Origin of the sequence: Paenibacillus guangzhouensis (assembly GCF_009363075.1) — a bacterium.
Classification (GTDB): Bacteria; Bacillota; Bacilli; order Paenibacillales; family Paenibacillaceae; genus Paenibacillus_K; species Paenibacillus_K guangzhouensis.
Genome location: NZ_CP045293.1, coordinates 1,607,359 through 1,631,653 on the forward strand (window position 1 = coordinate 1,607,359; position 24,295 = coordinate 1,631,653).

The 24,295-nt window shown below is 44.7% G+C and carries 28 protein-coding genes and 1 pseudogene; 24 read left to right on the forward strand and 5 right to left on the reverse strand.

The genetic code is table 11. The features are described 5' to 3' along the window. Positions 1-6: 6 nt before the first annotated feature. The 5 genes from GCU39_RS07140 to GCU39_RS07160 all read left to right on the forward strand — a co-directional run bounded on the left by GCU39_RS07140 (position 7) and on the right by GCU39_RS07160 (position 5,436). The gene (locus GCU39_RS07140) at positions 7-981 is read left to right on the forward strand and encodes a hypothetical protein (RefSeq protein ID WP_227793471.1); all 975 of its coding nucleotides are present in this window, start codon (positions 7-9) and stop codon (positions 979-981) included. A 38-nt stretch (positions 982-1,019) separates the two neighbouring features. Further along, positions 1,020-1,742 (forward strand): thioesterase II family protein, encoded by a 723-nt coding sequence (locus GCU39_RS07145; RefSeq protein ID WP_152392878.1) that lies wholly within the window; start codon positions 1,020-1,022, stop codon positions 1,740-1,742. A 15-nt stretch (positions 1,743-1,757) separates the two neighbouring features. After that, complete coding sequence (fabD, locus tag GCU39_RS07150) at positions 1,758-3,038, forward strand: ACP S-malonyltransferase (RefSeq protein WP_152392879.1); 1,281 nt, start codon at positions 1,758-1,760, stop codon at positions 3,036-3,038. A gap of 14 nt (positions 3,039-3,052) precedes the next feature. Beyond that, on the forward strand, positions 3,053-4,330 hold the full coding sequence (locus GCU39_RS07155) for a M20/M25/M40 family metallo-hydrolase (RefSeq protein ID WP_227793472.1): 1,278 nt from the start codon (positions 3,053-3,055) through the stop codon (positions 4,328-4,330). Positions 4,331-4,641: 311 nt separating this feature from the next. Then, complete coding sequence (locus tag GCU39_RS07160; protein ID WP_152392880.1) at positions 4,642-5,436, forward strand: DUF4367 domain-containing protein; 795 nt, start codon at positions 4,642-4,644, stop codon at positions 5,434-5,436. Positions 5,437-5,651: 215 nt separating this feature from the next. On the opposite strand, the gene GCU39_RS07165 is transcribed toward GCU39_RS07160, so the two are convergent. Then, positions 5,652-6,266: a helicase-related protein gene (locus GCU39_RS07165; RefSeq protein WP_227793473.1), complete on the reverse strand. Its 615-nt coding sequence runs from the start codon at positions 6,264-6,266 to the stop codon at positions 5,652-5,654. Between the two features lie 279 nt (positions 6,267-6,545). On the opposite strand from GCU39_RS07165, the gene GCU39_RS07170 reads away from it, so the two are divergent. From GCU39_RS07170 to GCU39_RS31820, 7 genes and pseudogenes are all read left to right on the forward strand, one after another. After that, positions 6,546-6,749 (forward strand): helix-turn-helix transcriptional regulator, encoded by a 204-nt coding sequence (locus GCU39_RS07170; protein WP_152392882.1) that lies wholly within the window; start codon positions 6,546-6,548, stop codon positions 6,747-6,749. A gap of 2 nt (positions 6,750-6,751) precedes the next feature. Further along, positions 6,752-7,057 (forward strand): hypothetical protein, encoded by a 306-nt coding sequence (locus GCU39_RS07175; RefSeq protein ID WP_152392883.1) that lies wholly within the window; start codon positions 6,752-6,754, stop codon positions 7,055-7,057. A 238-nt stretch (positions 7,058-7,295) separates the two neighbouring features. Beyond that, positions 7,296-7,910, forward strand: a complete 615-nt coding sequence (locus GCU39_RS07180) for an SGNH/GDSL hydrolase family protein (protein WP_227793474.1) — start codon at positions 7,296-7,298, stop codon at positions 7,908-7,910. 130 nt (positions 7,911-8,040) lie between these two features. Further along, positions 8,041-8,571, forward strand: coding sequence for an orotate phosphoribosyltransferase (gene pyrE / locus GCU39_RS07185; protein ID WP_407671647.1), 531 nt, complete (start codon positions 8,041-8,043; stop codon positions 8,569-8,571). A gap of 198 nt (positions 8,572-8,769) precedes the next feature. Beyond that, a complete protein-coding gene (gene yjcZ, locus GCU39_RS07190) occupies positions 8,770-8,901 on the forward strand; it encodes a sporulation protein YjcZ (RefSeq protein ID WP_152392886.1) in 132 nt (43 codons plus the stop codon). Between the two features lie 272 nt (positions 8,902-9,173). Next, positions 9,174-9,242: pseudogene (locus GCU39_RS32235) on the forward strand (hypothetical protein); the annotation flags it as partial. A 207-nt stretch (positions 9,243-9,449) separates the two neighbouring features. Next, positions 9,450-10,007 (forward strand): class I SAM-dependent methyltransferase, encoded by a 558-nt coding sequence (locus GCU39_RS31820; protein WP_227793605.1) that lies wholly within the window; start codon positions 9,450-9,452, stop codon positions 10,005-10,007. 204 nt (positions 10,008-10,211) lie between these two features. On the opposite strand, the gene GCU39_RS07200 is transcribed toward GCU39_RS31820, so the two are convergent. Together GCU39_RS07200 and GCU39_RS07205 are read right to left on the reverse strand one after the other, a co-directional pair. After that, on the reverse strand, positions 10,212-10,394 hold the full coding sequence (locus GCU39_RS07200; RefSeq protein ID WP_152392888.1) for a hypothetical protein: 183 nt from the start codon (positions 10,392-10,394) through the stop codon (positions 10,212-10,214). 405 nt (positions 10,395-10,799) lie between these two features. Then, a complete protein-coding gene (locus GCU39_RS07205; RefSeq protein ID WP_152392889.1) occupies positions 10,800-11,201 on the reverse strand; it encodes a VOC family protein in 402 nt (133 codons plus the stop codon). Positions 11,202-11,555: 354 nt separating this feature from the next. Here GCU39_RS07205 and GCU39_RS07210 point away from each other — a divergent pair, with 354 nt between their 5' ends. From GCU39_RS07210 to GCU39_RS07220, 3 genes are all read left to right on the forward strand, one after another. Next, positions 11,556-12,047: a DinB family protein gene (locus GCU39_RS07210; RefSeq protein WP_152392890.1), complete on the forward strand. Its 492-nt coding sequence runs from the start codon at positions 11,556-11,558 to the stop codon at positions 12,045-12,047. A gap of 44 nt (positions 12,048-12,091) precedes the next feature. After that, positions 12,092-12,511, forward strand: coding sequence for a VOC family protein (locus GCU39_RS07215; protein ID WP_152392891.1), 420 nt, complete (start codon positions 12,092-12,094; stop codon positions 12,509-12,511). A gap of 198 nt (positions 12,512-12,709) precedes the next feature. Continuing rightward, the gene (locus GCU39_RS07220) at positions 12,710-13,603 is read left to right on the forward strand and encodes a poly(ethylene terephthalate) hydrolase family protein (RefSeq protein WP_227793475.1); all 894 of its coding nucleotides are present in this window, start codon (positions 12,710-12,712) and stop codon (positions 13,601-13,603) included. 110 nt (positions 13,604-13,713) lie between these two features. Here GCU39_RS07220 and GCU39_RS07225 read toward each other — a convergent pair whose 3' ends face one another. After that, positions 13,714-15,156, reverse strand: a complete 1,443-nt coding sequence (locus GCU39_RS07225; RefSeq protein WP_152397126.1) for a flavin monoamine oxidase family protein — start codon at positions 15,154-15,156, stop codon at positions 13,714-13,716. A 210-nt stretch (positions 15,157-15,366) separates the two neighbouring features. On the opposite strand from GCU39_RS07225, the gene GCU39_RS07230 reads away from it, so the two are divergent. The 9 genes from GCU39_RS07230 (at position 15,367) to GCU39_RS07270 (ending at position 23,555) form a co-directional block, all read left to right on the forward strand. After that, the gene (locus GCU39_RS07230) at positions 15,367-16,143 is read left to right on the forward strand and encodes an alpha/beta hydrolase (RefSeq protein WP_152392893.1); all 777 of its coding nucleotides are present in this window, start codon (positions 15,367-15,369) and stop codon (positions 16,141-16,143) included. 197 nt (positions 16,144-16,340) lie between these two features. Then, the gene (locus GCU39_RS07235; protein WP_152392894.1) at positions 16,341-17,129 is read left to right on the forward strand and encodes a sugar phosphate isomerase/epimerase family protein; all 789 of its coding nucleotides are present in this window, start codon (positions 16,341-16,343) and stop codon (positions 17,127-17,129) included. Positions 17,130-17,164: 35 nt separating this feature from the next. Beyond that, positions 17,165-17,647, forward strand: coding sequence for a DinB family protein (locus GCU39_RS07240; RefSeq protein ID WP_227793476.1), 483 nt, complete (start codon positions 17,165-17,167; stop codon positions 17,645-17,647). 53 nt (positions 17,648-17,700) lie between these two features. After that, a complete protein-coding gene (locus GCU39_RS07245) occupies positions 17,701-18,174 on the forward strand; it encodes a GyrI-like domain-containing protein (protein ID WP_227793477.1) in 474 nt (157 codons plus the stop codon). 117 nt (positions 18,175-18,291) lie between these two features. After that, on the forward strand, positions 18,292-18,858 hold the full coding sequence (locus GCU39_RS07250; RefSeq protein WP_152392897.1) for an SF0329 family protein: 567 nt from the start codon (positions 18,292-18,294) through the stop codon (positions 18,856-18,858). A 252-nt stretch (positions 18,859-19,110) separates the two neighbouring features. Then, positions 19,111-19,554, forward strand: coding sequence for a cell wall hydrolase (locus GCU39_RS07255; RefSeq protein WP_152392898.1), 444 nt, complete (start codon positions 19,111-19,113; stop codon positions 19,552-19,554). A gap of 232 nt (positions 19,555-19,786) precedes the next feature. Then, positions 19,787-20,362, forward strand: a complete 576-nt coding sequence (locus tag GCU39_RS07260; RefSeq protein WP_152392899.1) for a GNAT family N-acetyltransferase — start codon at positions 19,787-19,789, stop codon at positions 20,360-20,362. Positions 20,363-20,552: 190 nt separating this feature from the next. Further along, positions 20,553-21,158, forward strand: coding sequence for a uridine kinase family protein (locus GCU39_RS07265; protein WP_193726803.1), 606 nt, complete (start codon positions 20,553-20,555; stop codon positions 21,156-21,158). Between the two features lie 114 nt (positions 21,159-21,272). Further along, positions 21,273-23,555 carry a glycoside hydrolase family 3 N-terminal domain-containing protein gene (locus GCU39_RS07270; RefSeq protein ID WP_152392901.1) on the forward strand — a complete coding sequence of 761 codons (2,283 nt, stop codon included), beginning with the start codon at positions 21,273-21,275 and terminating at the stop codon, positions 23,553-23,555. Between the two features lie 119 nt (positions 23,556-23,674). Here the strand turns inward: GCU39_RS07270 and GCU39_RS07275 are convergent, their stop codons facing one another. Continuing rightward, positions 23,675-24,280: a TetR/AcrR family transcriptional regulator gene (locus tag GCU39_RS07275; protein ID WP_152392902.1), complete on the reverse strand. Its 606-nt coding sequence runs from the start codon at positions 24,278-24,280 to the stop codon at positions 23,675-23,677. Positions 24,281-24,295 lie beyond the last annotated feature (15 nt).

Below are 24,295 nucleotides of genomic sequence, written 5' to 3' on the forward strand. Positions count from 1 at the left end.
CGGCGAATGATGAAGCAGTCAATGAAAAGGAAACCATTTAATGAGTTTTGGATGAACTGTATGCTGAACCAGGCGTTTTCTATTGCGGTGTCGGAGGAGCCTAGCTACAGAGATGCGGCTTATTTGAACATTTACCGTTACTATCCTTGGGAGGCCGCAACAGACAAGGATTTTCGTTATCCGACCATTGATACCCTGTATTATATGGACGATCCAGCCAGATTCCCGCTATCGCAGGTGATCCGCTATATCGAGCCTGGTCATTTTCGCAGCAAGGAGACGGTACTGGAGGAGATCCGGGCGATGCTTACGGGCGAACGCAACTTAAGCGTTAACGTCGATTTGTATGACTGGCTGCCGGGCAGCATGGCCTGGAAAAAATTCCATTGGTATCATTATTCGCTGTTTAATGGCTACGACAAGGAGCGCGGCGTCTTCTACGTCATTGACGACACGCTTGCGGGTTACGAAGAGCACGAGGTGCCGGAAGAAAGGCTGCTCAAGGCGTACGGCAACTCGGAATACAACGTGAACCCGAGCTATTTGGGACCTGCCTTTTATGTATACAACCTGCAGGAAGAGATTCAGCCATATGAGTTGAAGCTGGCTGAAGTGGTGGAAAATGCGGAGCGGCTGGCGAGGGAGCTTAGCGAGTTCTCCATTGAAGGCATGTGGAATGTCGATTCCGACCCGGAGAAGAAGCAAGCGCATTTGACTTACGGGCTTGTCGGCGTCAACATCATCTGCAACCGGCATATCGCCAATATGTCGCTGCTCCGCTCGATGCGAGAGAAGAGCCTGATTGACGAGGCGCTTCATGCGGCGTTGTCTAGTCAGCTTGGCGAAGTGCAGAACGGATGGGATCTCGTGAAGGACCGCTTTGTGAGTGGACATTTCGATCGTGGCAGAGAACTGGCGCTCGCCGACGATTTGTTCACAAAGGAAAAAGCGTTCTGGACGACGCTCGTCGCCGGCGCGTAGAGGCAGTGCGACAACATGTTACCCGGAGGGACCGTGTTATGACGATAACTTTGATTTGTTTGCCATATGCTGGAGGCTCCGCACAGATGTACAGGCGCTGGACGAATTGGCTGCATCCCGGTGTGCGACTGGTACCGGCCGAACTGGCGGGCAGAGGCAGCCGCATGGGTGAGCCGTTCTATGCGAACGCTTCGGAGGCTGTTCGAGATTTGCTGCCGCTGGTGCAGGAGGCAGCGTTACACTCCAATTCATATGCTATATTCGGTCACAGCATGGGCAGCATGCTCGGGTATGAATTGCTGCATGCATTGCGGGAGGGAGGATTCCCGCTGCCTGCGGCAGTCTTCCTCTCCGGCAGAGGGGCGCCGCATTGTGAGCAGATAGAGGCGCGCCGGATCCATATGCTGCCGGAGGAAGAGTTTCTTGAGGCGTTGAAACAGCTCGGCGGCATGCCAGAAGAATTGTTCCAGCATCGGGAGCTGCTGGATATGTTTGTGCCGATATTAAGAGCCGACTTCAAGCTTGTCGGCGAATACGAGCACCGGGTGCGGCCGCCGTTGCCGCTCCGGCTTACGATCTTAGGCGGGAAGGACGACAGTTGCATCAGAGGCCCGCTTGGGGAATGGGCGCGTTATGCGACAGGGGGATGCGAGCTGATGCTGTATGAAGGCGGACATTTCTTCCTGCATGAGCGGGAACGCGATATGGTAGAAGCGATAAACAAAATGCTGACCGAGGCGCCTGCCCCGATCTGCCCCTGAGGAGCGTGATGGAAAATGCTGAACAAACATGCCATATGGTTGCCTGGTCAGGGCTCTCAGCGTGTCGGCATGGGTAAATCGCTGAGCGAGCGATATGCGGTTGTCAGTGCAACGATGGAGGAAGCGAGCGAAGCGCTGGGCATGCGTCTTGACAACCTCATGTATGAGGGGCCGATGACGGAGCTGACGCGGACGGAGAATGCCCAGCCGGCCATTCTTGCGCTTGGCGTGGCGATGTATCGCGTCTACAGCCGGGAGTGGGGACACGTTCCGACGATGGCTGCTGGCCACAGCTTGGGCGAGATTACCGCTCTAACCTGCGCAGGGGCCATAACGTTCCCGGATGCACTTCGGCTAGTACGCCGCCGCGGTGAGTTGATGCAAGCGGCTGCCGCTGCGGAGACCGGCGCGATGGCTGCGGTGAACGGGCTGAGTCCTGAGCTGGTCTCCCAAATATGTGTGGAAACCAGCGCTTGCGATGTCGACGGAAGCCGAATTGTTGTCGTATCGAATATGAATTCAGACCAGCAAACGGTAATATCGGGCCACAAAGAAGCTGTCCATGAAGCTGCCGAAAGATTGGCCGCCCATGGGGCTGCAGTTATTCCGCTGCAGGTAAGCGCACCTTTCCATAGTCCGTTGATGGCGCCGGCGGCGGCGCAATTTGCCGAAGTGCTGAGCGGTATCTCGTTCGGCGCGATGAGGTTTCCCGTCGTTTCCTGCTTGACGGGGCAGCCTTACGGGAAAGCAGATGAGCTTGCCTGTATGCTGGCAAGAGGATTGACCGAGCCCGTCAATTGGCCAGCGGTTCTTGCTTATCAGAAGAGCATTGGCGTTACCGAAGCCGTAGAACTAGGTCCGGGCAATGTATTGAAACGGTTGGCGCCAACGGAAGGATTGCGCGTATTCGCTTTTGACGACAAGGAAGATGAAGCATACCTGGCTGCCGCAAGCATGCAACCGGACGCTTATTCCATTGAATTGCTTCATCGTTGTCTAGCTATCGCTACTTGCGTACGCAATCGAAATTGGAACGCGGCCGAATATGAACAAGGCGTCACTACGCCTTACAGAGGCGTGCAACAATTGGTCGATCGATTGCGCGATACAGGTGAGCAGATAGAAGAGGCGCATGTTCGTCAGGCACTCGCGATGTTGGAATCGGTGTTTCGTACCAAAGGCGCATCCGTTGAAGAGCAAGAGCGTCGGTTAGCAAGGCTGCAGGGTGAGTTCGGTCTGCCCAGTTGGCTCGGAGTTCCTCCTGCCGAACGACCTTATGCGGGCAGTCTATTATAGGAAGGAGTGGTGTGATGGGTACCCGGCTGGCGAATGACGAGTTGGAACAGGATAGCTCCTATCGCACGGCGGAGCTGCCGTCTCCCGTGGAGATTTTGCAAGCGTTGATCCGCTTCAATACAACGAATCCGCCAGGTAACGAAGCTGCATGCATCATGTATATCCGGCAACTGCTTGAGGATGCGGGTATCGAGACGCGACTAGAGGCACTTGATCCGGCCAGGCCCAATCTCCTCGCCAGGATTAAGGGTAGCGAGGAGGCACCTCCGCTGCTGTTATACGGGCATGTCGACGTTGTTGGCGTTGACATGCAAGGCTGGAGCCGCGATCCGTTCGGGGGCGACATAGAGGGTGGCTTCGTCTGGGGGCGAGGCGCTCTCGATATGAAAGGCGGCGTGGCGATGCTCGTATCGGCTTTCCTTCGCGCGCATGTCCGCAAGCTGCCGCTACGCGGCGATCTCATTCTGGCGATGGTCAGCGACGAGGAAGCAGGGGGTGAATACGGCGCTTCCTTCCTGGTCGAGCAGCATGCCGATTATTTTGCAGGCGTCAAGTATGCGCTCGGCGAATTTGGCGGATTCGCGTTTCATGCGCTAGGGAAAACCTTTTACCCGATTATGGTGGCGGAGAAGCAGCTATGTTGGCTCAAAGCGACGATTCGAGGGGACGGAGGCCACGGCTCCATGGGCAAGTCGGGCGCCGATTGTATGGAGCAATTGGGGAACATGCTTCAATCGCTCAGCAGGCGTAAACTGCCGCTGCGTGCGACGCCGGCGGCCCGGTTGATGATAGAAGGCATGGCCTCGGCACTGCCGTTGCTGCCCGCTATGCTGCTGAGAGGGCTGCTGCGTCCCCGGTTGGGCGGCCTCATTCTGAAGCTTCTGGGGGAGAAGGGTGCGACGTTCGTCCCGCTGCTGCGTAATACGATCAGCGCCACCGTCGTTCGCGGCGGGGAGAAAATCAACGTTCATCCAAGTGAAATTACGGTTGAGTTAGACGGTCGAACGCTGCCGGGTGTCACGCCACAGCAATTTATAGACGAGCTGCGCCGATTCGCGATTCCTGATTCGATCGGGCTGGAAGTGTTGCGTCATGATCCATGCGCGGCAGCTCCCGACATGGGGATGTTTGGTATGCTCTCTGACGTGCTGAGGGAAGCGGACAACGAGGCCGTTCCAGTGCCGATGCTGCTTCCCGGGGGACGGACGGTAGATTGTTCGCGAGGCTCGGCATCCAAACCTACGGGTTCCTGCCTATGTCGTTACCCAAAGATATGCAGTTTACCAAACTGATCCATGCGGCGGATGAGCGCATTCCCGTAGAATCGATCGGGTTCGGTACGGATGCGATTTACCGGGTGCTTGAGCGGTATTAGCCATGATCGATTACGATCATGGCTTTTTTTCTGCATGTACATAATTCATTTTTTAGGAAAATGTCCCTTTTACCGCTTCATAAGTGTTATATGTCCAAGTCCGAATTCATCCGTTTTGCAGGTAGCATGGTGAAATAACTTCACTTCTAAGTGTCTCTTTTCCAGACGCTTAGGGGTTATATAAGTAAACAAAACCACATGCCCAAAAGGCCGAGAGGAGATTCATCCATGAACCTTACGAAGAAAATGATCATCGCTTCAACAAGCATTTTGCTAGCGTTGGGATCAGTAAGCGGATTTACTACAGTGGTTGGTGCTACACCGCAGAAACAGTCGAAGACGCAGGCGACATCAAGCAAGAGCAATCTTGAACGTCAGAAAAAAGAGGCTATGGACATATTTGATTCCAAAGATAAAAAACCAGGTCATTTAACCGTGCTGTATGATGGGACTGATAATTCGCTATCTTTTAACTATCTCGGGATAACCAGTTTAGATTACGATGAATATACGAAGCTGTTGTCCAAATACAAAACGCCGGGATTGCAGCAGCTAGGCGGGATCCCAGAAGGATATGTGTTTAAGTCTGGAGAGATCGTGCCATCGTATCCTCTGTTTCTTACCAAGGCGTATGAAATGATGTTGAAGGAACTTAAAGCGGAGGCGAAAGGGAAGAAATATTACGCGAAAAAACTGAAATGGAGTGAAGCCGGTGGGGCAGCCGTCATCTTCTCTAAGGATTCAGACGTAATCCGCATCAGTTCCCAAAAGGTTCAGCCGCTCATTACGGAAGTCACCCGTGTACCTGGTAAAGGCGAGAAGTTTGAAAACTTAAGCATCAAAGGAATCGACGCGATTTATTCTACGAACTCCAATGATCTGTACTCTACCAAGTTAAGTTGGGAAGATGCAGAAAAGCAACTTAAATACGAGATTTCTACCTACAAGAAGAGCACCCTTACTAAGGAAGATCTTGTAGCAATTGCAGAGAGCATGATCCAAAAGTACTCGCAAAAGAACTAGTATATATCGTAAGAGTCTGCATATGCGGACTCTTACGGGACACTACATTCTATTAAATAGCTAAAACGCGGCTGCTGGCATTGATTACGAAAACCGGATTCCTTTGTAGGAGTAGAGGGACCGGTTTTTTCATGCAATGAAACAAAAATTGAGTAGGATCAGACAACAGCATGAGGCTGCCGTGGAACTGATTGGAGCCTTGCTACATCGTTACACTATGGGTTCCGGCATTCCCGATATTCGAACTCGTCGATTTTTCCCGACGTTAGGAGATAATATATGGTCGCTTCTTTATGATATGAAGTTTGTCTTGATATGCGGTTGTTGCGCTGCAGAATATCAGAGTAACGGGCCGGATAATCATAGTGCACAAGATGATTTGCCGCCGTGACGTCGAGACCGGTGTTGACGGAATCCGTAATAAGGAGAACGGTGAATTCTGGGATTTTATTAAATCTGTCTATCATCTCATTGGTCTCATGGATGGAAAGCTGTGACGTAATAATAAGAACGCCATGGATGTCCTCGTCCGCAGAAAGCTCGTCTAATAACAGGGCGGTGACGGCATTCGATTTGGAGATGACGATTGCCTTTTCCCTTCTGTTTCTCACATCACGGATGATGGATCTCAGCATGTTCATCTTATGCGGATTCTGGTCGCACATTAGCGCCATTTGCTCTTTTATCGCCATGAGCTGTTTTTTTTCATGAATGGAGGATGCCCGACTATTACGCTCGGAAGCCGTAAAGTAATTATTTAAAAGCTGCAAGTATTCGATTTCATATTCGGGCTCCAAGGATACGACCATCTGTTTTTCAGTTATGTTCACGATATCTGTCATCCTTCCTGCTCTTCTTATTCGTTGAATAATAGCAACGTAACCTATGATACGGTTCTCTCGATGAAACGGCAAGCTTCATAAAATGGAATTTTTCAACGCGAAGGCAAGAAATATTACGTGGCTAATGAAAAATATACATTGCTAGTGTAGCTGGTTATTTGTTTTATGCAGATAAGGAGTATTTACGTGATGTAAAGTGTGCTTGACATCAAATTGAAAGTAAAGTATCCTTTACGTAAAGCTAGTTTTACATAGAGGTGGGGTTGGATGGAACATCGCATTAAAGATTTAAGAGCAGCTATAGGGCTAACACAGGAACAGTTGTCCGAACGAGTTGGTGTTTCGAGACAGACGATCATATCCATTGAAAATGGTCGATATAATCCATCCTTAGAATTGGCATATAAAATTGCGAAAGTGTTTGATCGTTACATTGAAGATGTATTTATTTTTGACAAGGGGAGTGAATAATCATGAGTATGGATCAGGTTGGAGTCTTACTGATGATACTACTCGGTGTTAGTGGAGGATTGCTCGGGTTATGGTGGGGTCGCAAGCAAGCAGCGCGTCACAGGGGACTTGATGAAAGATTTCATATCATTTCAAGTAAATCTCAAGCAGCCGCATGGAAAATTACGCTGGTAACAATCTATATCCTTTTCATCATAATGGCATGTGGTGTGAAATTGTCTGCAGCTCCTGTCCTGGGGATTGTATTGCTCGTTCATATGGCAGGATGGGCGTTCTCGAGCGTGTATTACAGTATTAAGCTATCATAATTGGACAAGAGAGCGACTTCTTCAAGCCGTTGGTAATGTGGGTGTGAAGTAAACAACCCCCAAGCGGCGTGTTGCTTAGGTAATGTGAATGCTTTTGTACGGAGTCATTAAGAGGTATAAGAAGAGAGTCTATATGACACATTCGTTTTGTTGTGATTGAACTAACGAGCAAGATTGCGTAGATCAAGGGCGAATAGAATAAGCAAAAACCGTTTTTATCTAAATTAGAAATGGAAGGATGAGCAAGATGAGCCTATCGGCAACAATCAGCAAGTTGGAAAACGGCAAACATCAGCACATCGTCGTTTATGGAACCAGTCTAACCGAAGGCGGAGCTTGGGTCAGCGGATTAAAGGAGATTCTGGATCGAAGGTTTCCGGGGCAAGTTAAGTTGACTAACAGCGCCAAAGCTGGACAATGGTCGGGCTGGGGACTTGAAAATTTGGAGGAACGTGTAATCGCTCTCGCTCCCGACGCTGTAATTCTGGAATTCGCTATTAACGACTCATTTTTGCCTTATCAGACGAGTGTTACGAAATGCGATGAAAACCTGAATGCTCTTATCGATCGAATTCACGTTGCCAACAAAAATTGCGAAATTCTGTTGATGACCATGAATCCACCGGTTCGGGAACACCTGGAAATCCGTCCTCTAATTGAGCAATATTATCAGGTATACAGAGATACGGCTCGCCGACGCGGACTTTTGCTCATAGACCAATACCCGGTTTGGCGTAGAATGTTAGACGAAAACCCCGCTGAATTCGACCGGCTTATTCCGGATGGAATTCACCCTTCGGACGAGGGCGCGACTAAAATAACGCTTGCGGAAATCGTTAAGACCTGGTTGTAGCAACATAAGGTGTTGATCATTTAAATAGAAATCATTGAGCTAACGGGCAGAATAAATCGATATTCAAATAAAAGATTGATATGGTAAAATCAAGAAAATGTTAAAGGCTGGTGAAGTCGTGGACAGAGAGATGTTGGCAAAGAATATTTATGAAACAGCACACTTGACAGGTAGTTTTAAATTAAGAGCTGGAAAAGAATCAAACGATTATTTTGATAAATATTTGTTTGAGTCCAGTCCTGCCTTACTTCACGAGATATCCGAGCATCTATCAAAACTAGTTCCTGCAGGCACTGAGGTTTTAGCGGGACTTGAAATGGGTGGTATCCCAGTCGCAACGGCACTATCATTAAAGACAGGTATTCCGGTCGCATTCGTACGTAAAAAAGCGAAGGAATATGGTACATGCAAACTTGCAGAAGGTATTGATGTGCGTGGGAAAAATGTTTGCATCATTGAAGATGTCGTTACAACAGGAGGCCAAATTTTACTGAGTGCGACAGATTTACGCAACGCTGGGGCAAATGTTGTGAGTGTTCTGTGTGTAATTGAGAGGGAATCACAGGGGAGAGACAATATTGAAAATGATGGTCTTAATTTCTTCTCTTTATTCAATATGGTGGAACTAATAGAATCTTCTTCGACAGGCAATGTGATATAGCATTTTACATATAAAAGCTGCCGAACAAGTAAAGGCAGCTTTTATTCTTTGGACTATCGGGAGGATACCTTTTCCGAATACGAACAGCTGATGATTGTCTTTATTTCAATATAGTTAAATAACCAGTAACAAACATCCAAACAAAGTGAGATCAGCCTTCATAACCTAATGTGTACTCAGCAATAGGGAGGTGTTACAATGTCCGATTTACGTGGAGGTTTGTTTACAAATACAGCTACTATCCTTGTGTTGTTTATCCTGTTAGTTATTGTCGCTTGCGCTTGTATGGGTGGTATAGGTGGCCTTGGTGGTGTAGGTTGCGGTTGTTAATAAAGCCTATACAGTACAGATTAGTTAGAGCCAAATGTCGATAATTGGTATTTGAAATGAAGTGAGCCTCGGAGTGATCCGAGGCATTCTAACCAATTAGCTTATTCTGTTCAAAAACAGAATAACGTTAAAAATGACGCCCCACTGATGGAGTTGACTTTATGGCTTCATTGGTGGGGCGTTTTGTTACAAAAAGTTCAATGAAATTTTCTCAATTCAGATTCTTTTTTATTGAAGTTGAAGTTTCTTCGACCGAGGACATTCCGGATGAGATGGTCGTTAGAGAGATCCCAGCCAATACTTATGTTTTATTTACATTCAATGGTCCTTTCGAAAATGCAGGTGCCGTACATACTTATTTATACTCTACGTGGTTAAAAGAAAGCGGATATGAACTCGGCTATATAATATCGAAATCTACGATGAAAGAAATCATGGTCCCGATTCTGCGGAGTCCGTTACGGATATTTGCTTTCCCGTTCGCAAGAAGTAATGGCATTTCGCTATCGGGCAAAATAGTTCAACCAATTTCTGATGGAGGTGTCAAGATGAAAGTAATCATTGGTGCAGGACGGACAAGTTATAATGGTTGGCTCAGTACGCAAGAGGATGCGTTGAATTTACTTTCTTTGGAAAGTTGGGACAGATTATTTGAACCAGAGAGTGTTGATGCGCTGTTAGCTGAGCACGTGTGGGAACACTTAACTTATGAGGAGGGGATTATTGCTGCGAAGCATTGTTATCATTTTCTAAAACCGGGTGGTTATATTCGTTGTGCAGTTCCGGATAAAAATTTCCGTAACGAGTGGTACCAACAGATGGTACAAGTCGGTGGTCCTGGACCAGCAGATCATCCGGCGGCAACTCATAAAATTGTTTATGACGCAAAAACCTTTGTACAAGTATTTGAAACCGCGGGGTTTGAAGTATCATTGTTAGAATACTGTGATGAACATGGGGATTTTCATTATTCTTACTGGAACGAAGAGGACGGAAAAATAGGAAGATCCTTACGATTTGATACAAGGAATTCTATTGAAGGACTTGGCATGGTTTCCATCATCATAGACGCTAAAAAACCGTTGATAATTAAAAGTAAGTCCTGAACAGTTATAGCATCTATATGAAAGAGGTGAAATGGACAACAAGGAGAAAAAGGCTCTTACCGTCACGTCATCCACCTCCTTATTGCACATACCACAATAATTTATCCTATTTAGAGGAAAATATTCTTTTTTGTAACTCAAGATATGTAGTCCTCAGCAGATTGTTAAAAGCAGGCTGCCGCTTGATCGGCAGCCTGCAGTTCATTAAACCCCACTATCGATAATCTTATCTAACGAGGTATGTGCATCACGGTTTGCCGCTTTAGCAATTTCATGATCCGTTTTACTTCCACCTTGGATAGTATCCGCTGCATTTACCTGCTGTTTCAGTTGCTCTTCAACTTGTCCTAACCCATGCGCCCCTTGATGATTCCGGCTTGTAGGCATAATGATCACCTCCGTTAACATTTTTGGAATTTCCCAAACTTATTTTTTATTTCGAATTATTTTGTATTCTAGATCTTCCTTGATCGTTCGGGTCGTTTGATCGTGATGGGCTATGCTTTGGTTTGTTTTTATTGGCTTTGGTTTTAGTGCTCATTTTATCGTTCACCTCCTCTGTAATCCATAAAGAGTATTTCTCCAAACCGTGATGCTTATTACTATTAGGCGCTAAGCTAACGGGCAGGATATGCAACTGACCGAACTACAACCTATTCCAGACGATATGATTGGGTTTGAAGTGCCTAATAATCAATATGTAAAAGACAATCAAATGGTAAAGAACCATATGGACTTATACGGTGCAAAAAAAACGCCGGTGACCTTAATCAGGCTACCGGCATTTACATTTTATCGTTTCGGCATTTTGCTCTCATCCATGTACAGCAGATTCCAGCGATGACCGTCCAGGTCGGCAAATCCTGCGCCGTACATCCAGCCGTCAGTTTCACTCGGCTTGCCAAAGATGCTTCCTCCGGCAAACTCTACTTTTTGAATAAAGGCATCTACTTCTTCTCTGCTTTCAGCGCCAATGGAAAATATTACTTCGGCGTTATGGGAAGTATCTGCGATTTTTGAACCTGTAAATTTCTCAAACGCCGCATCCGGGAACAGCAGAATCGTTGTTTGGCCTATGGCAAGCTTGGCTCTCTCGTTGCCAAAGCTCACCGCATGGAATCCAATCTCATTGAAAAAGGCAGTTGACCTCTCAACATCCTTGACCGGCAGATTAATCCAAATCTCCTGTGACATGGCTGTAGCCTCCTAGAATATATTTTCAACCACTCCTACTATACTCTACTTCTGGCAGCAGAAGCGAATCTTATAAAAAGCGCGAAGTATTGCATGAAGTAAGATCCGGGGCAATTCCGCTGGTTTACGCTTAAATCGTTGGCAATGGGAGTTATCTTAGGTCTTGTCTCCGTGGTCCTTTTGAGTGCGGGGTTCAGAATCGTGTTGAATTAGGGATTGATATCAAGTTTTCTTGTCATAAGACAAAAGGAAGTCACCACATCTAATGGGAAAGTATGGTATATTCTATCTACATCGTAACGTGTTATTTATTGTTTTGCTTGTTACATATTTTTGCATGGAGGATGATAGTGTATGGCTCACAACCGTGTAGAGAGTCTGGTCTGGCAATGGGATCATATTTGGGAGAAGGAAGAATGGATCGTTCCGGTGTGTACCGTGTTGGAGGGGATACCAGCGGCAGCGGCTGCATGGATACCGCAAGGGGGAGGCAACTCGATCTGGGCGACGCTTTTACATATGAATTTTCATAATGAACGAAGGCTGCTTCGGCTGAATGGGGTTGAGCTCGGACCACCGGCCATCTCCAATGAGGAGACGTTCCAAGGCAGTGTGGATCCAGAAGATGAGGCTGAATGGCAGGCACTGGTGAATCGAGCGAAGAACGTGGCGTCGGAGCTGCGCGATGCGCTCGGCCGTTTGACGGATGAGCAGTTGGATGCACCATATGTCAGAAGCGGACTTACACTCGGACAAGAATTGCTCAATTGGATCATGCATGATGCGTATCACGCAGGCCAGATCGTTCTGATTCGGAAGCAGCTAGGGGTATGGCGTAACGCATAACGGAAGTAACATAGGCCTTAGATTTCCACGAGGGAGGATTTCAAATGAACACCACTTCAAAAAGTAAAACAATTGTTCATACCGTAGTTCAGGTTAGACTGCCAGTAAGAAATATCGATGAATCCGTTGCATGGTATGAAAAATATTTCGGCTTTACACATTGCTGGAAAACCGAAGAAGAATCAGACCTGAAGCTCGAACCAGGACCCTATTTGTTTTTAAAACGAGTTGAACAACCCATTCCAATTCATATTGTATCGGACGGAAAACCCTATGCGGTACTTTGTATAAAAACATCTGATGTTTTTGAATGTTACCAAAGATTCGCGCACGCGGGTGAAGAGGTAACCGAAATAACGTATACTTGGGGTATTGATCGGTTTCCTGAATTTAATGTGACAGATCCTTCGGGCAATGTTATAAATGTAGCGAACTATCCCGATTTACATATTAATGGCTTTTGAGCGATTAGTCCCTTTCACCGAAATATTAAAAACAGTAATTGGATTATCGGGACATGATATCTTTAAAACGCTGGCAGGCATGATCGACAGCCGCGTGTTAGTTTCCTATTTTAACAGAGAAAACGATAGCGAAACCCATAGACTATCGTAGAGGTCATGAGTATGTTGGTTTTGAAAAAACGAAAGTGGATTTTTTGGTTGCCAGCCGTAGTCCTTATCGTTGCAGTTCCAATTACAAATTTCTTGCAAATCATCATTCATTCGAATGTGCCAGAACTTGCAGAAGGAAGCGTGGAGCAGCGGTATGCACAGCAAGGAAGCCATCCTGTAAAGGTAGAAGAAGTTAAGAGTACGAGCGGAGAAGGTTTATTTAGAATATACTACCCAGCATTTCAAGGGGACGAATCCTATCCTATTATTTCTTGGGGGAATGGAACAGATGCTACGCCAGATCGTTATGATGCGCTCTTAACTCATCTTGCCAGCTGGGGATTCATTGTAATCGATTCCTATAGCAAGACAACAGGAACAGGCAAAGAAATCGTAGAGGCGATTGATTATTTGAGAAATGAAAACCAACTAGCAAACAGCTTGTTCTATCAAAAAATAAATATGGAGCATATTGGTGTAGCTGGACATTCTCAAGGGTCTACTGGGGTCATTAATGCGCATACGAACTATAAAAGTGGATCGTTGATTAAGACGGTTGTATCCATCGCTCTCCCGGATTTGAAGTATTGTGATCCAGAAGATGTGTACGATACATCACGTATTACCGTTCCTTTCTTCATTATGGGCGGTACACGAGATTTTCTAATCTCACCGGTATCAACGAATCAATTAGCCTTGCATCGTACTAACGCAAGCACGCCTGTTATGATGGGGATGGCAAAAGGTGCAGCGCATACAGCGATTGAAGGCAATGGTGGCAACCATAGAGGTTATTTGACGGCTTGGATGAGATATTGGCTGCTGGATGATCCGGAAGCCAAGAAGGCATTTCATGGAGATTCTTCCGAGATGATGCATAATACAAATTGGGAGGACGTTATCCAAGCAAATATGGATGATCCTAAATTCGTACATCAATAACAAAAAAAAACGGCTTATTTGCCGTTTTTTTTGTTAGCTTAGCGAAGTGTCTTTGGAGACTTTGTAGATCTTCGTAGGTAAGCGACCGTATGGCTGCTTGATGGATTTTTTCATGCCTTGGGTAAATCATTCACTTCTAGTGCAACGCGAATTCCGGATTCGATCGCACCTTGAATCCAACCATGGGTAAGTGTCGTATGTTCGCCAGCGAAATGAACTCTTCCTTCAGGGGTCGGGATATAAGGAAATAACGCGGATTGCTGTCCTGGCTTGAAGAACGTCACCGCGCCGCATGCAAATGGATCCAGCGTCCAGCTATAGGAAGCTCCGGTTATAAATTCGCGATACACCTGATCGCCGTGGATTGTCGCCAAATTCCGTAAGGCAAAATATATGCGTTGATCCTGTGACAAGCCGTCCCACGGCATCGTGTCGTCCTCCCAAGTATAACTAGCCAAAAGTGCTGCCGGTCTCGCATTATCGAAAACATGGCTCGGGTAATAAGCAGATCGAACCGGCAGATCCGTCATTGTTTTTCCACCGTATAGACCTTGTTGTTCCCAGAATCGGTTTCGAAAGGCGAATCCAATTTTGGTTGCTCTCATATAATGAAGCTCGCGAATAGCTCTCCATTTGTTATGGGAAAACGAATTACGAGGCTCGACCTCAACCTGTTGCATGACGGTGAAAGGAATGGTCATGATGGCAAGATCGCCAGACATGGCATATGGATCGAACGACTGGGTATCCATATAGTTAAGTGTAACGCAATCGCTGTGTTGAATGATTTTAGTCACTCGTTGGTTAAAAATGATATTTTGTTGTAATTGCGGAAGAAACGCCTGGGGCAAACGATCATTGCCGCCAGTGATCTCGTAGAAACGGGTTTCCGGCTTAAAAAGCATCATGTCCCGCAAAATTTCCAAAAACGCTTCCTCCATAATGCCTTCCAGAGAGAGGAGCACGGACATCATTTCGATGGCACCCTCGGAAAATGTCGTTTTGGGCCGATACGGATAAAACTTCAGGAACGTGTACACGGAGTACTGGTCCAATTGTTTTTCGACGATGGGCCAGTTGCGCTCCGGATCTTTGTTAATAAAGTCGATAATCGGCTGTACGGCCATGTTAAACAACTGCTGTGCTGTTTTTCCCCGCTCAGACGGGGCTACCGGATATCGAAGAATGTCAGGATCTCGCTCGTATATTTTTGCGCGTGTTAGAATGCCGTTCGCATAAATAAAATCTTCAGGCGTGCTATTAATGAACGGGTTCACTAACAATCCGAATTTACGAATATATTCGAATACTAAATCATGCATTTCAGGAATGCGCATCGCGCCTGCTTCAAAATACGTCTCTTCCGAAAACCGAAAAGTGAGCACGCGCCCGCCAACCCGGTTACTACCTTCAATAATATTAACATGATGGCCGGCGTCTTTAAGCAATGAAGCCGCGACTAGACCGGCCATTCCGGCACCGACAATCATAATATGTTTGGGATGCTTCGTTTTGCTTAGACCATTTCGAATGACAGATACATAAGGATTCATCGCAGCGGGGGTAGAAATGTCGGATAGATGGGTGTACGTGCTTCTCACACCTTGACCACTCCTTTTAATCATTCCGTTTTTCGCTATCTTATTCAACTTGTAGATGAACTATGTTCCGATTTAAGGGTTTGTTCGTACGATAAGAGGCTTTTGTGAACAAAACGGAGAATGTATATAAGGAATATACAAATGCTAGGAAGGAAATAAGACATGATTGAAAAATTTACAGTTCATATCTCAGCACTATACAGAGAAAGATTGATAAGAGTTTGTCTCCCAAAGGGGTATGAGAATTCTAATAAACATTATCCAGTTTTGTATATGCACGATGGACAGAATTTATATCGAGATGAAGATTCATTTTTTGGTTCTAGTTGGAGAATTGCTGATTGTCTTGAGGAAATTGGCCTAGAACTTATCGTTGTTGGTATTGATTGTAACCCGCAAGGAACAAAACGTTTTGATGAATACGGTCCTTGGGTAAGTGAAAAAAGCATAAATAGAGGTTTATTCATCGATGAATCGATTGATTTAGGTGGAGAAGGAGAACAGTATATTGATTTTATCGTAGAAGAATTAAAGCCATATATCGATGATAAGTACAAGACAATCGTAGATGATACGGCAATGGCGGGAAGCTCATCAGGAGGTATGATTTCTACTTATGCCATGTGCAAATACCCTACTATATTTAGAAGAGTAGCTACACTTTCTAATGCTTTTTGGTTAAGCCAGAAAGAAATAGAGGACTTTGCTAAAAAAAGTGATTTATCAGATGTAAAAAAGTTTTATTTTGATGTAGGAACGCAAGAACAAACAGCAACGTTTGGTTCGGAAGTTTATGTAAATTCGAATATTTCCTTCAAGAATGTGATGGATGAAAAGAATATCAATTATCGTTTTGAAATTGTTGAGGGTGCCATTCATAATGAAGTTGCTTGGCGAACACGTTTTCCTAATATTCTTCTATATTTGTATCAAGAATAATAACAAATTCAAAAGATCTGAAATAGTGGCAGCCGGTCAAACGAGCGGCTGCCGTTTTCATTGTTGTGAATGACAGGATAATATGGAAAAATACATGTCAAAATAGCATTTACAATCCGGAACGTATGTTCTAATATTGAGTAGTGAATATGTGTTTATTGGGTTACATACGGAAAAAGCGAGAAAGGAAGATGCTTATGATTACCATTTATGATTGGTTTGGCTATGAATTGCCGAATAAGGAACGTTTTCAGTTAATAAAAGAAGCTGGATTTGATGGCGTTTTATTATGGTGGAGTGATGGCTTTGGTCGCGACTGCTTTGGTCGGGACGATTTCCGCAACGGTCCGCAATTTGCGCGAGAAGCGGGTCTTTTTATAGAAAATATCCACACACCAGTCCACAACGAAAACAACCTCTGGCTTGACAATCTGGACGGTGAAGCCGTAACTGATTGCTATTTGCAATGTGTTGCAGATTGTGCCGAATTTGAGATTCCGACAATGGTGGTGCACTTGCCGGGCGAAAACAATCCATATAATACATTAGGACTGGATAGAATCAAGAGAATCACTGAAAAGGCTGAACAGCTTGGTGTCAATATTGCACTGGAGAACTTATGGAATTTTTCCAATTTGGCCTATGTGCTGGAGCAAGTGGATTCCCTGCGAATCGGATTCTGTTATGACTCCGGACATCACTACCGCTATTATCCAGGTGATGATTTATTATCCATGTACGGTTCACGTCTGATGGCACTACATTTGCATGATAATAACGGAAGTTATGCCCAGCACGGGTTACCCTTTGACGGCACGATTGATTGGGCTACAACCATGAAAAAAATTGCGGAAACGAATTATTCAGGCGCGACTGCAATAGAGGCGATGAATTGGGATTATGAGGATTTGTCGGCTATACAGTTTTTAGACAAGGCGTTTGAGCGAGCAAAAAGGCTGGAAGCATTAAGACTCTATAATCCATAAAGTGAATAATAATCATGTCACTGGAGGGGAAAGGCTTGGATCAAAAATCAATGGAGGATCTTGAACTCATTGATACCTATAAACGAGCACCACTTGAATTATCGCAGGCAATTGCTGGACTATGTGATGTTGAGTTGGATCTAACCAGAGCCAATGGTAAATGGTCAATTAGAGAAATTATTCATCATATCATTGACTGTGATATGAATTATTTCCAGATTAATCGATATGCACTGGCGGACTCTGGAGCCAAGTTTTTGTTCAATGCGTTTGATTCGCACGTTTGGAACCAAACAATGAATTACAAAAATCGTTCAGTTTCACTAGAGCTTAAATTATTTGGCATGATGAGGGAATATATAGCATACCTTTGCAATTTTTTGCCAAATTCAATGGATAGGGTCCTTGTACATGAATTTGGGACAGCAACTGTTCGTGACGCAATCAAGCATGACATCCAGCATGCTGCGAATCACATTGAACAAATACTCGAGACGCGCAGGATACATAACATATAGAATCTTATCACTGTATTCACGGAAAAGCAGGAATTGTAATCCAGATTAACGCATTGGAAGTCATAGCCCTTTTAAGGAGTGGAAAGATGCAACCAACTCTAGTTGATATTTCTGAATATAAAATTATTGGTATTGGAAATATTGGTAAACCAACCCATCCTGGGGATGTCTGGCCAGCTTTGTTCACCCGAATAAACGAAGTTACAGATCGAATAAATCATCATGAGACAATTGGATTAATCAAACGAAATGAACCCGGCTATCTAGCAGGTGTGAGAACCGAGTCTTTAAGTGAGGTGCCAGAAGGCATGTTTATGTATAAAATTCCCGCTGGCCAATATGCAGGAGTAACTCATAGAGGACCTATAAGTAAGATAAACGAATCGTTTGAAAAACTTATTTACTGGCTCAGCACTAATAATTATGAGGAATTCGATGTTGTCTGTATTGAAATATATGATGAAAGATTTAAGGGTGAAGAGGACGACAGTGAGCTCGATATGTTCATTCAGCTAAAACCAATATGAATATTTTGTCATTCAACTAACGGGATACGATAAATAAATGCCCTCCTTGATATGTTATTATGGATAATAGAATGACTGCCATCATAGCTAATTATTTATAGAACATAGGAGGATTACATGTCCTGGAGCAAATTGAAGCAACATCTGGAGAGTTTTCTCTGTCCTGCGTTATATGGAAGGGTCGAATACCGTGCAACCAGCTACCGTTATTTACCTGATAAAGCAGGACTTTGTTATATTGCGGTAGATAAAAAGAATGTATTCAATATGAGTGATATAACCTTAATTAAATGGTATCAAACCGAGCTGGAAATTAAGAATGATTCAGATATCCAAATTCCAATCAGCAATGAAGAAATTGAAACGGTCAGAAAGGAAACCAAAGGGAATGTTCCCGAGGATCGTCTAAAAGTAATTGCAAGAAATAGAAAAATATCAGAATATGCAAAGGAGCTTTTGTCAGCACAACAATCATTAAGTAAATCAAATTTTACCGTCGTAGCTAAAAAGTTTTTATCCATTTCAATAGAAGAAAGCATAGAGAGCAATGATATCTTATTGAATATTCTAGCTTTGGTGGACAGACGAGTTGGGAAAAAACGAATTTTGGACATGAATGAGAAGATGAAGTTAAAGCATCCAATTGTTCAGTATTTTTATGAACTACGGCTATCTACCTTATAGTTGACTCTTGATATTTATGGTACCAAGTTTTTGTATTGTATGACATATCGGGTGACAAGAATATATATGCTTAAAAGTCGCGTACTTGCGGCTTTTTTTGCTTTAACAGTATAGGATCTTGTCAAAAATCAATGACAAACAGACAGAAGAATGTGATGGAACAGCAATTTATTATTGCTCTCTATTTTGCCAGAGGCACACATCCGCTTCTCCTGCAATATGATGAGTTTAGAAATATAAAGAGGTGAGCCAATGGCAGTTGTAAAAGCTAGGAAAAGGGATATTGATATGTTGGCAAGGTTGCTTCGGGCTGAAGCTGAGACCGAAGGCGAAATGGGCATGCTCCTTGTTGGAAATGTTGGCATTAACCGAATAAGAGCGAATTGCTCCGATTTTAAAGGGATCCGAACTATTCCCGAAATGATCAACCAGGCACATGCGTTCGAAGCGTTGCAACATGGTCTGTACTATCAAAACGCAAGAGATAGGGAGCGCCGTCTGGCGCAACGAGCTGTGAATGGGGAGCGGAATTGGCCAGCTAAATTCTCCCTATGGTATTTCCGTCCAGGATCGTTCGAAAATCCCGGCCCATGTCCGCCAACTTGGTATAATCAGCCGTTAGCAGGACGATGGAAGAAGCACTGTTTTTATGAACCGACCGCGGAAGAATGTGAAAGTGTATATAGTACGTTTTAATTTATAAACGAAAAGAGCTCAGGATTTTTCACCTGTCTTGTCCAGCCATGTGTCGGTTGACAAATTTTATCTCATAAAGTGCCGCGTAAATCGTGGCTTCTTTGTGTTTAGAGCAATCGGCAGCAGGCAAGATAAAAAGATGCCATTTTTACTTATAATCAAATAGTACCCCCAATGTATAAATTTCTTCAGTTAAACTTATAGAGGACTTATATCACTTGGTGGTGGGCTTATGCGAAATATAGATTACATAAATTATTATTGGCAAGATGATGAAGTTAGATTGCGTTCAATACAGGCTGAAGATTGGGAGAGTTCATATCTAAGTGGATTCGATACCCCTGCTCGACGTTTTCTAGAATGTGTCATTGAATTACCGCCTACAATCTCAGGAGCAAAGAAATTCGTAGAAGCAAACGTTGAATTTTCCTCCACGAATGGGCGAATTATGTTTACAATTGAAAATTTGAACGGTGAAAGTGTAGGAGGCATTAATCTAAACAGCATCGATGAAAGAAACGGGACGTTTAGTATAGGTATCGTAATAGATAAAGAGTATCGTGGTAAGGGCTATGGTACAAGAGCTATGAAAATCCTTCTAAAATATGCTTTTCTGGAACGGAGACTTAATAAATTTAATGACTACGTTCTTGAAGGGAATGAAGCATCAGCGAGAATGGTGCAGAAGCTTGGCTGCGTTCGAGAAGGTGTACGTCGACAAGTGGTATATATAAATGGTCAATATTTAGATTTTATTTTGTTTGGATTAACGAAAGATGAATATATCGAGAAGCATAAAGTGATTTAGTAATACATAGAGGCTAACTGTTATAACGATCGGCTACCGATAAGTACCTGAAGACTTTGAAAGTCGCATGATAGGCGGCTTTTTTGTTGTTACAGCTCGAGTAAGATCTTGATTAAGCTTTAGATGACTGTCGTCAGATAAGATAATGGTATACGAAGGAATTGCATGCAATTGGTGGAATATTATTACTATGCAAAGAAAAGTTTCAAATACAAAAGAGGAGCTGGAAAAATTGAAACCTATTATTGTAGGAATTGCAGGCGGTTCGGGCAGTGGGAAATCAACTTACTGCGAAATTATAGTTAAAGAACTTAAAGATTATCAAGTGGCTGTTGTCTCAACAGACGATTTCTATAAAAAGGATTTACCAAAGATGATATCGCCTGTATCAAATATGGAATACGACGATTTTAACCATCCAGATGCATTGGATTATAACAAGTTAATGGTGCATATAAACAACTTACTGAGTACTGATAATCATCCTGAAGTAGTTATTTTAGAAGGCATTTTCACACTTTACTTTGAAGAGCTAAGAAAAATGTTAGACTTAAAGATCTTTGTTGATCTTGATTCAGATGAACGCATGTATCGTAGGATACGTAGAAATATGAAAAATTGGGGGGCGGGTTTTGATGAAGTTGCAACATATTACCTAGATGCTGCAAAACATAGAGAAATCGAATTTGTACTTCGTACTAAAAATTTTGCTGATATCGTCATTAATGGTAACCATCTAGAAGGCATATCGAAGAATATTATCTGTTGTTGGATAAGCAGTATGATAAAAAAATAAGCCAATCGCGCAGAAAAATCAATACCTGATAACCAGTCGCAGCTATACTGACAACAAATTGTATATCAGAAGCGTCTAATCATCGTACAGACAACAGCAACAGGAGTGGAACAGATGCAAGTAAAACTGATGACAATATGCGGTGCCGTTCTAGCATCTATGCTCTTATGGGCAGGAAGTGCGGCCGCAGAAGAACGGTTTGTCGATCTGCAGCATTCGAAGTGGGCAGAAGACAGTATTACCTACATGGCAAAACGAGGAACAGTGGCTGGATATGGCAATGGGATATTTATGCCCGAGGGGCATGTAACAAGGGCGCAAGCCGTCACTTTCATGGTGCGAGAGCTTTATCCGCAACAACTGCAGCAAGCAGTGGAAGGCACGAAATATACAGATGTTCCGACAACACATCCTTTTTATCGAGAAATCACTATAGCGGCAAAAAATGGGCTGGCCAGCGGATTCCCTGACGGCACCTTCCATCCGGATACACCGATTAGCCGCGCAGAGACTGCTGCATTCCTGTCACGCGCATATTCGCTCGAGGAAGGAAAGCAACCCGTAGGTTTGACGGATACACAGAAGCATTGGGCGGCAGCACCAATTCTCATCATGAGCTCCAACGGATTGATCAGCGGATATTCGGATGGTACCTATCGTCCGGATCAACCTGTCACGCGTGCGGAGTTTGCCGTATTTATGACGCGAGTGATTCGGTTCGAACGCGAAGAAGCCATTCGGGCACACGATTGGGATAGGCTGCTATCTTATATGACCGTAAGCGAGCAAGTTGGCCAAATGCTGATGCCTGACATTAGGCAATGGAACGGGCAAGTGACAACGACTGTCAATGAAGGACTGAAACGCAGCATTCATGATCAAGACTTGGGCGGACTTATTCTTTTCGACAAAAATATTGTAGATATGAGGCAGGTCACAACACTTACACATCATTTGCAAATGGAAGCAGGGGACATTCCTTTGTTTCTTGGCATCGACCAAGAAGGAGGCGTTATTAAGCGAATCCCAGGCGGGACGAATCTGCCGGGTCAAATGGCGCTTGGTGCAACCAGAGATACAAAGCTGGCCGAAGCAGCCGGACAGTTGACAGGGGAGGAGCTTAGAGCACTTGGGCTGCAGGTCAATTTTGCACCGGTGCTCGACATTAATAGCAATCCAGACAACCCGATCATCGGTATGCGGTCGTTTGGCTCGGATGCGGATTTAGTGACACGGCTTGGTCTCGCAACGATGAAAGGGCTGCGGCAATCAGGGGTGATCGCGGGAGTCAAGCATTTTCCGGGGCATGGCGACACGACGGTAGACTCCCATCTGGGTATGCCTGTGCTGACACATAACCGCGAACGGCTCGATGCAGTGGAACTGAAACCGTTTCGGGCTGCGATCGACAATGGGGTGGAGATGATCATGACCGCGCATATTGCCTTCCCTGTCGTAGATAACGAACACATCATTTCGCTGAAGGACGGAAACAGCGTGCCGATCCCTGCCACGTTATCTAAGAAGGTGCTGACCGGACTGCTTCGGGGAGAACTGGGATATAAAGGAGTCATCATTTCCGATGCCTTTACCATGAATGCGATTGCGGAGCATTTTGGGGAAAATAAAGCGGTGGAACGTGCAGTCTCCGCAGGTGTTGATATCATCCTTATGCCGCAAGATCCAGCAGCTGCACATCAAACGCTGCTGAACGCGGTTAAGAGAGGGACTATCCCGATCGAAACGATCCAAGCATCCGTGAAGCGCATTTTGGAGTTGAAATCGAAATATGGTTTGTTTGACCGTAGCGAAAGCCTCGCGCATAAATTGGCCGAGCTTAACCATGTCATTGGATCCGAGGAGCATCGCACGGTGGAACGGGAAATCGCAGAGCGGGCGGTGACATTATTGGCCGGCCGAGACAGTGGCCATCCGGATCAAATTCATAAAGGCGACCGAGTTGTTATTGCCGCAACGGAAGAGGAGCAGGCGAAACAGCTCGAGAGGCAGCTGATACAAGCTGCAAATAACCTATCGTTAAAGACGGAAATTTTCGTTATCGGCCAAGGAAAAACGAATGAAGCGCTTCAGGCGTTTGATAAGGCGGATTACGTCATCCTGGCCTCTTACCAGTTCCGTAATGTGGCTAGTCAGTTCAAATGGGCCGATTATCAAACCTTGGTTGATGAGATGAATAAGCGTAATAAGCGTTACACACTACTATCGCTCGGCAACCCGTACGAGACGATCTATTTGCAGAACGTGCGCTCGGGGCTTGCTGTATACGGAAAGCAGGAGCCGAATACAGCTGCTGGAATCAAAGTGCTGTTCGGTCGATTAGAAGCCAGCGGTGTGTTGCCAGTGACAACGGATCAAAGCACGGTTAGTACGAATTAACTTTGAAATTATCAATATTTTAGTTTGGTAAAATAACTAAAACGCGGTTGCCGACATCGATCGGCAGCCGCGTTTTGCTAAGTGCAGGATAACGCAACTAGAGATGAAGTTTGACTCCTTTATCTAACAATGGGTACATGTGCCGATCCGAGCCTTGAGATTTGGGAGAATAGAACAGCCATATCTATTGGTGATAGATCAAATTCCCGCTGAATCCAGAATTGAATGGTCCCCACATAGGCTGAAGCCAGATAAGCAAACAAATACTGTTGTTTTGCAGGTATATCGGCTGAATTAGTCTGCCGATATTCTGCTCGGTAGGCGTTAATGAATTGTTGATTGATTAATTCGGTCATCTGGCGTGAAAGATCCGTGTCACCTCCTGGGCCCAAGAATACTTTGAAAAAGCGTTTTTGCTCAAATACAAATTCGAATGGACGCACGTAACCTGCTGGTGGATCTTTAAAGGGCTCACGATTTCCTAGCGTGTGGCCAAGTTTTTTTATGATCCGATGAAACTGTTCCAATATCTCATTTTTGAATTGTTCATAAAAATCTTGAATGCCTTGATAGTGCAAATAGAAGGTGCCTCTATTAAGTCCAGCTGTATCTGTCAGTTCTTTTACAGTAATGTTCTCCAATGATTTTTCTGGTGCCAAATCAAGCAAAACTTCTCTTAATAGAGTGCGGGTTCTCAAAATGCGCCGGTCAATTTTTTCAATCATTACAGTTCTCCCTAA

Coding starts and splice junctions, on each gene's coding strand:
- GCU39_RS07140 (WP_227793471.1), top strand. CDS start 7: ATGATGAAGCAGTCAATGAAAAGGAAACCATTTAATGAGTTTTGGATG.
- GCU39_RS07145 (WP_152392878.1), top strand. CDS start 1,020: ATGACGATAACTTTGATTTGTTTGCCATATGCTGGAGGCTCCGCACAG.
- fabD (WP_152392879.1), top strand. CDS start 1,758: ATGCTGAACAAACATGCCATATGGTTGCCTGGTCAGGGCTCTCAGCGT.
- GCU39_RS07155 (WP_227793472.1), top strand. CDS start 3,053: ATGGGTACCCGGCTGGCGAATGACGAGTTGGAACAGGATAGCTCCTAT.
- GCU39_RS07160 (WP_152392880.1), top strand. CDS start 4,642: ATGAACCTTACGAAGAAAATGATCATCGCTTCAACAAGCATTTTGCTA.
- GCU39_RS07170 (WP_152392882.1), top strand. CDS start 6,546: ATGGAACATCGCATTAAAGATTTAAGAGCAGCTATAGGGCTAACACAG.
- GCU39_RS07175 (WP_152392883.1), top strand. CDS start 6,752: ATGAGTATGGATCAGGTTGGAGTCTTACTGATGATACTACTCGGTGTT.
- GCU39_RS07180 (WP_227793474.1), top strand. CDS start 7,296: ATGAGCAAGATGAGCCTATCGGCAACAATCAGCAAGTTGGAAAACGGC.
- pyrE (WP_407671647.1), top strand. CDS start 8,041: ATGTTGGCAAAGAATATTTATGAAACAGCACACTTGACAGGTAGTTTT.
- yjcZ (WP_152392886.1), top strand. CDS start 8,770: ATGTCCGATTTACGTGGAGGTTTGTTTACAAATACAGCTACTATCCTT.
- GCU39_RS31820 (WP_227793605.1), top strand. CDS start 9,450: ATGAAAGTAATCATTGGTGCAGGACGGACAAGTTATAATGGTTGGCTC.
- GCU39_RS07200 (WP_152392888.1), bottom strand. CDS start 10,394: ATGCCTACAAGCCGGAATCATCAAGGGGCGCATGGGTTAGGACAAGTT.
- GCU39_RS07205 (WP_152392889.1), bottom strand. CDS start 11,201: ATGTCACAGGAGATTTGGATTAATCTGCCGGTCAAGGATGTTGAGAGG.
- GCU39_RS07210 (WP_152392890.1), top strand. CDS start 11,556: ATGGCTCACAACCGTGTAGAGAGTCTGGTCTGGCAATGGGATCATATT.
- GCU39_RS07215 (WP_152392891.1), top strand. CDS start 12,092: ATGAACACCACTTCAAAAAGTAAAACAATTGTTCATACCGTAGTTCAG.
- GCU39_RS07225 (WP_152397126.1), bottom strand. CDS start 15,156: ATGAATCCTTATGTATCTGTCATTCGAAATGGTCTAAGCAAAACGAAG.
- GCU39_RS07230 (WP_152392893.1), top strand. CDS start 15,367: ATGATTGAAAAATTTACAGTTCATATCTCAGCACTATACAGAGAAAGA.
- GCU39_RS07235 (WP_152392894.1), top strand. CDS start 16,341: ATGATTACCATTTATGATTGGTTTGGCTATGAATTGCCGAATAAGGAA.
- GCU39_RS07250 (WP_152392897.1), top strand. CDS start 18,292: ATGTCCTGGAGCAAATTGAAGCAACATCTGGAGAGTTTTCTCTGTCCT.
- GCU39_RS07255 (WP_152392898.1), top strand. CDS start 19,111: ATGGCAGTTGTAAAAGCTAGGAAAAGGGATATTGATATGTTGGCAAGG.
- GCU39_RS07260 (WP_152392899.1), top strand. CDS start 19,787: ATGCGAAATATAGATTACATAAATTATTATTGGCAAGATGATGAAGTT.
- GCU39_RS07265 (WP_193726803.1), top strand. CDS start 20,553: ATGCAAAGAAAAGTTTCAAATACAAAAGAGGAGCTGGAAAAATTGAAA.
- GCU39_RS07270 (WP_152392901.1), top strand. CDS start 21,273: ATGCAAGTAAAACTGATGACAATATGCGGTGCCGTTCTAGCATCTATG.
- GCU39_RS07275 (WP_152392902.1), bottom strand. CDS start 24,280: ATGATTGAAAAAATTGACCGGCGCATTTTGAGAACCCGCACTCTATTA.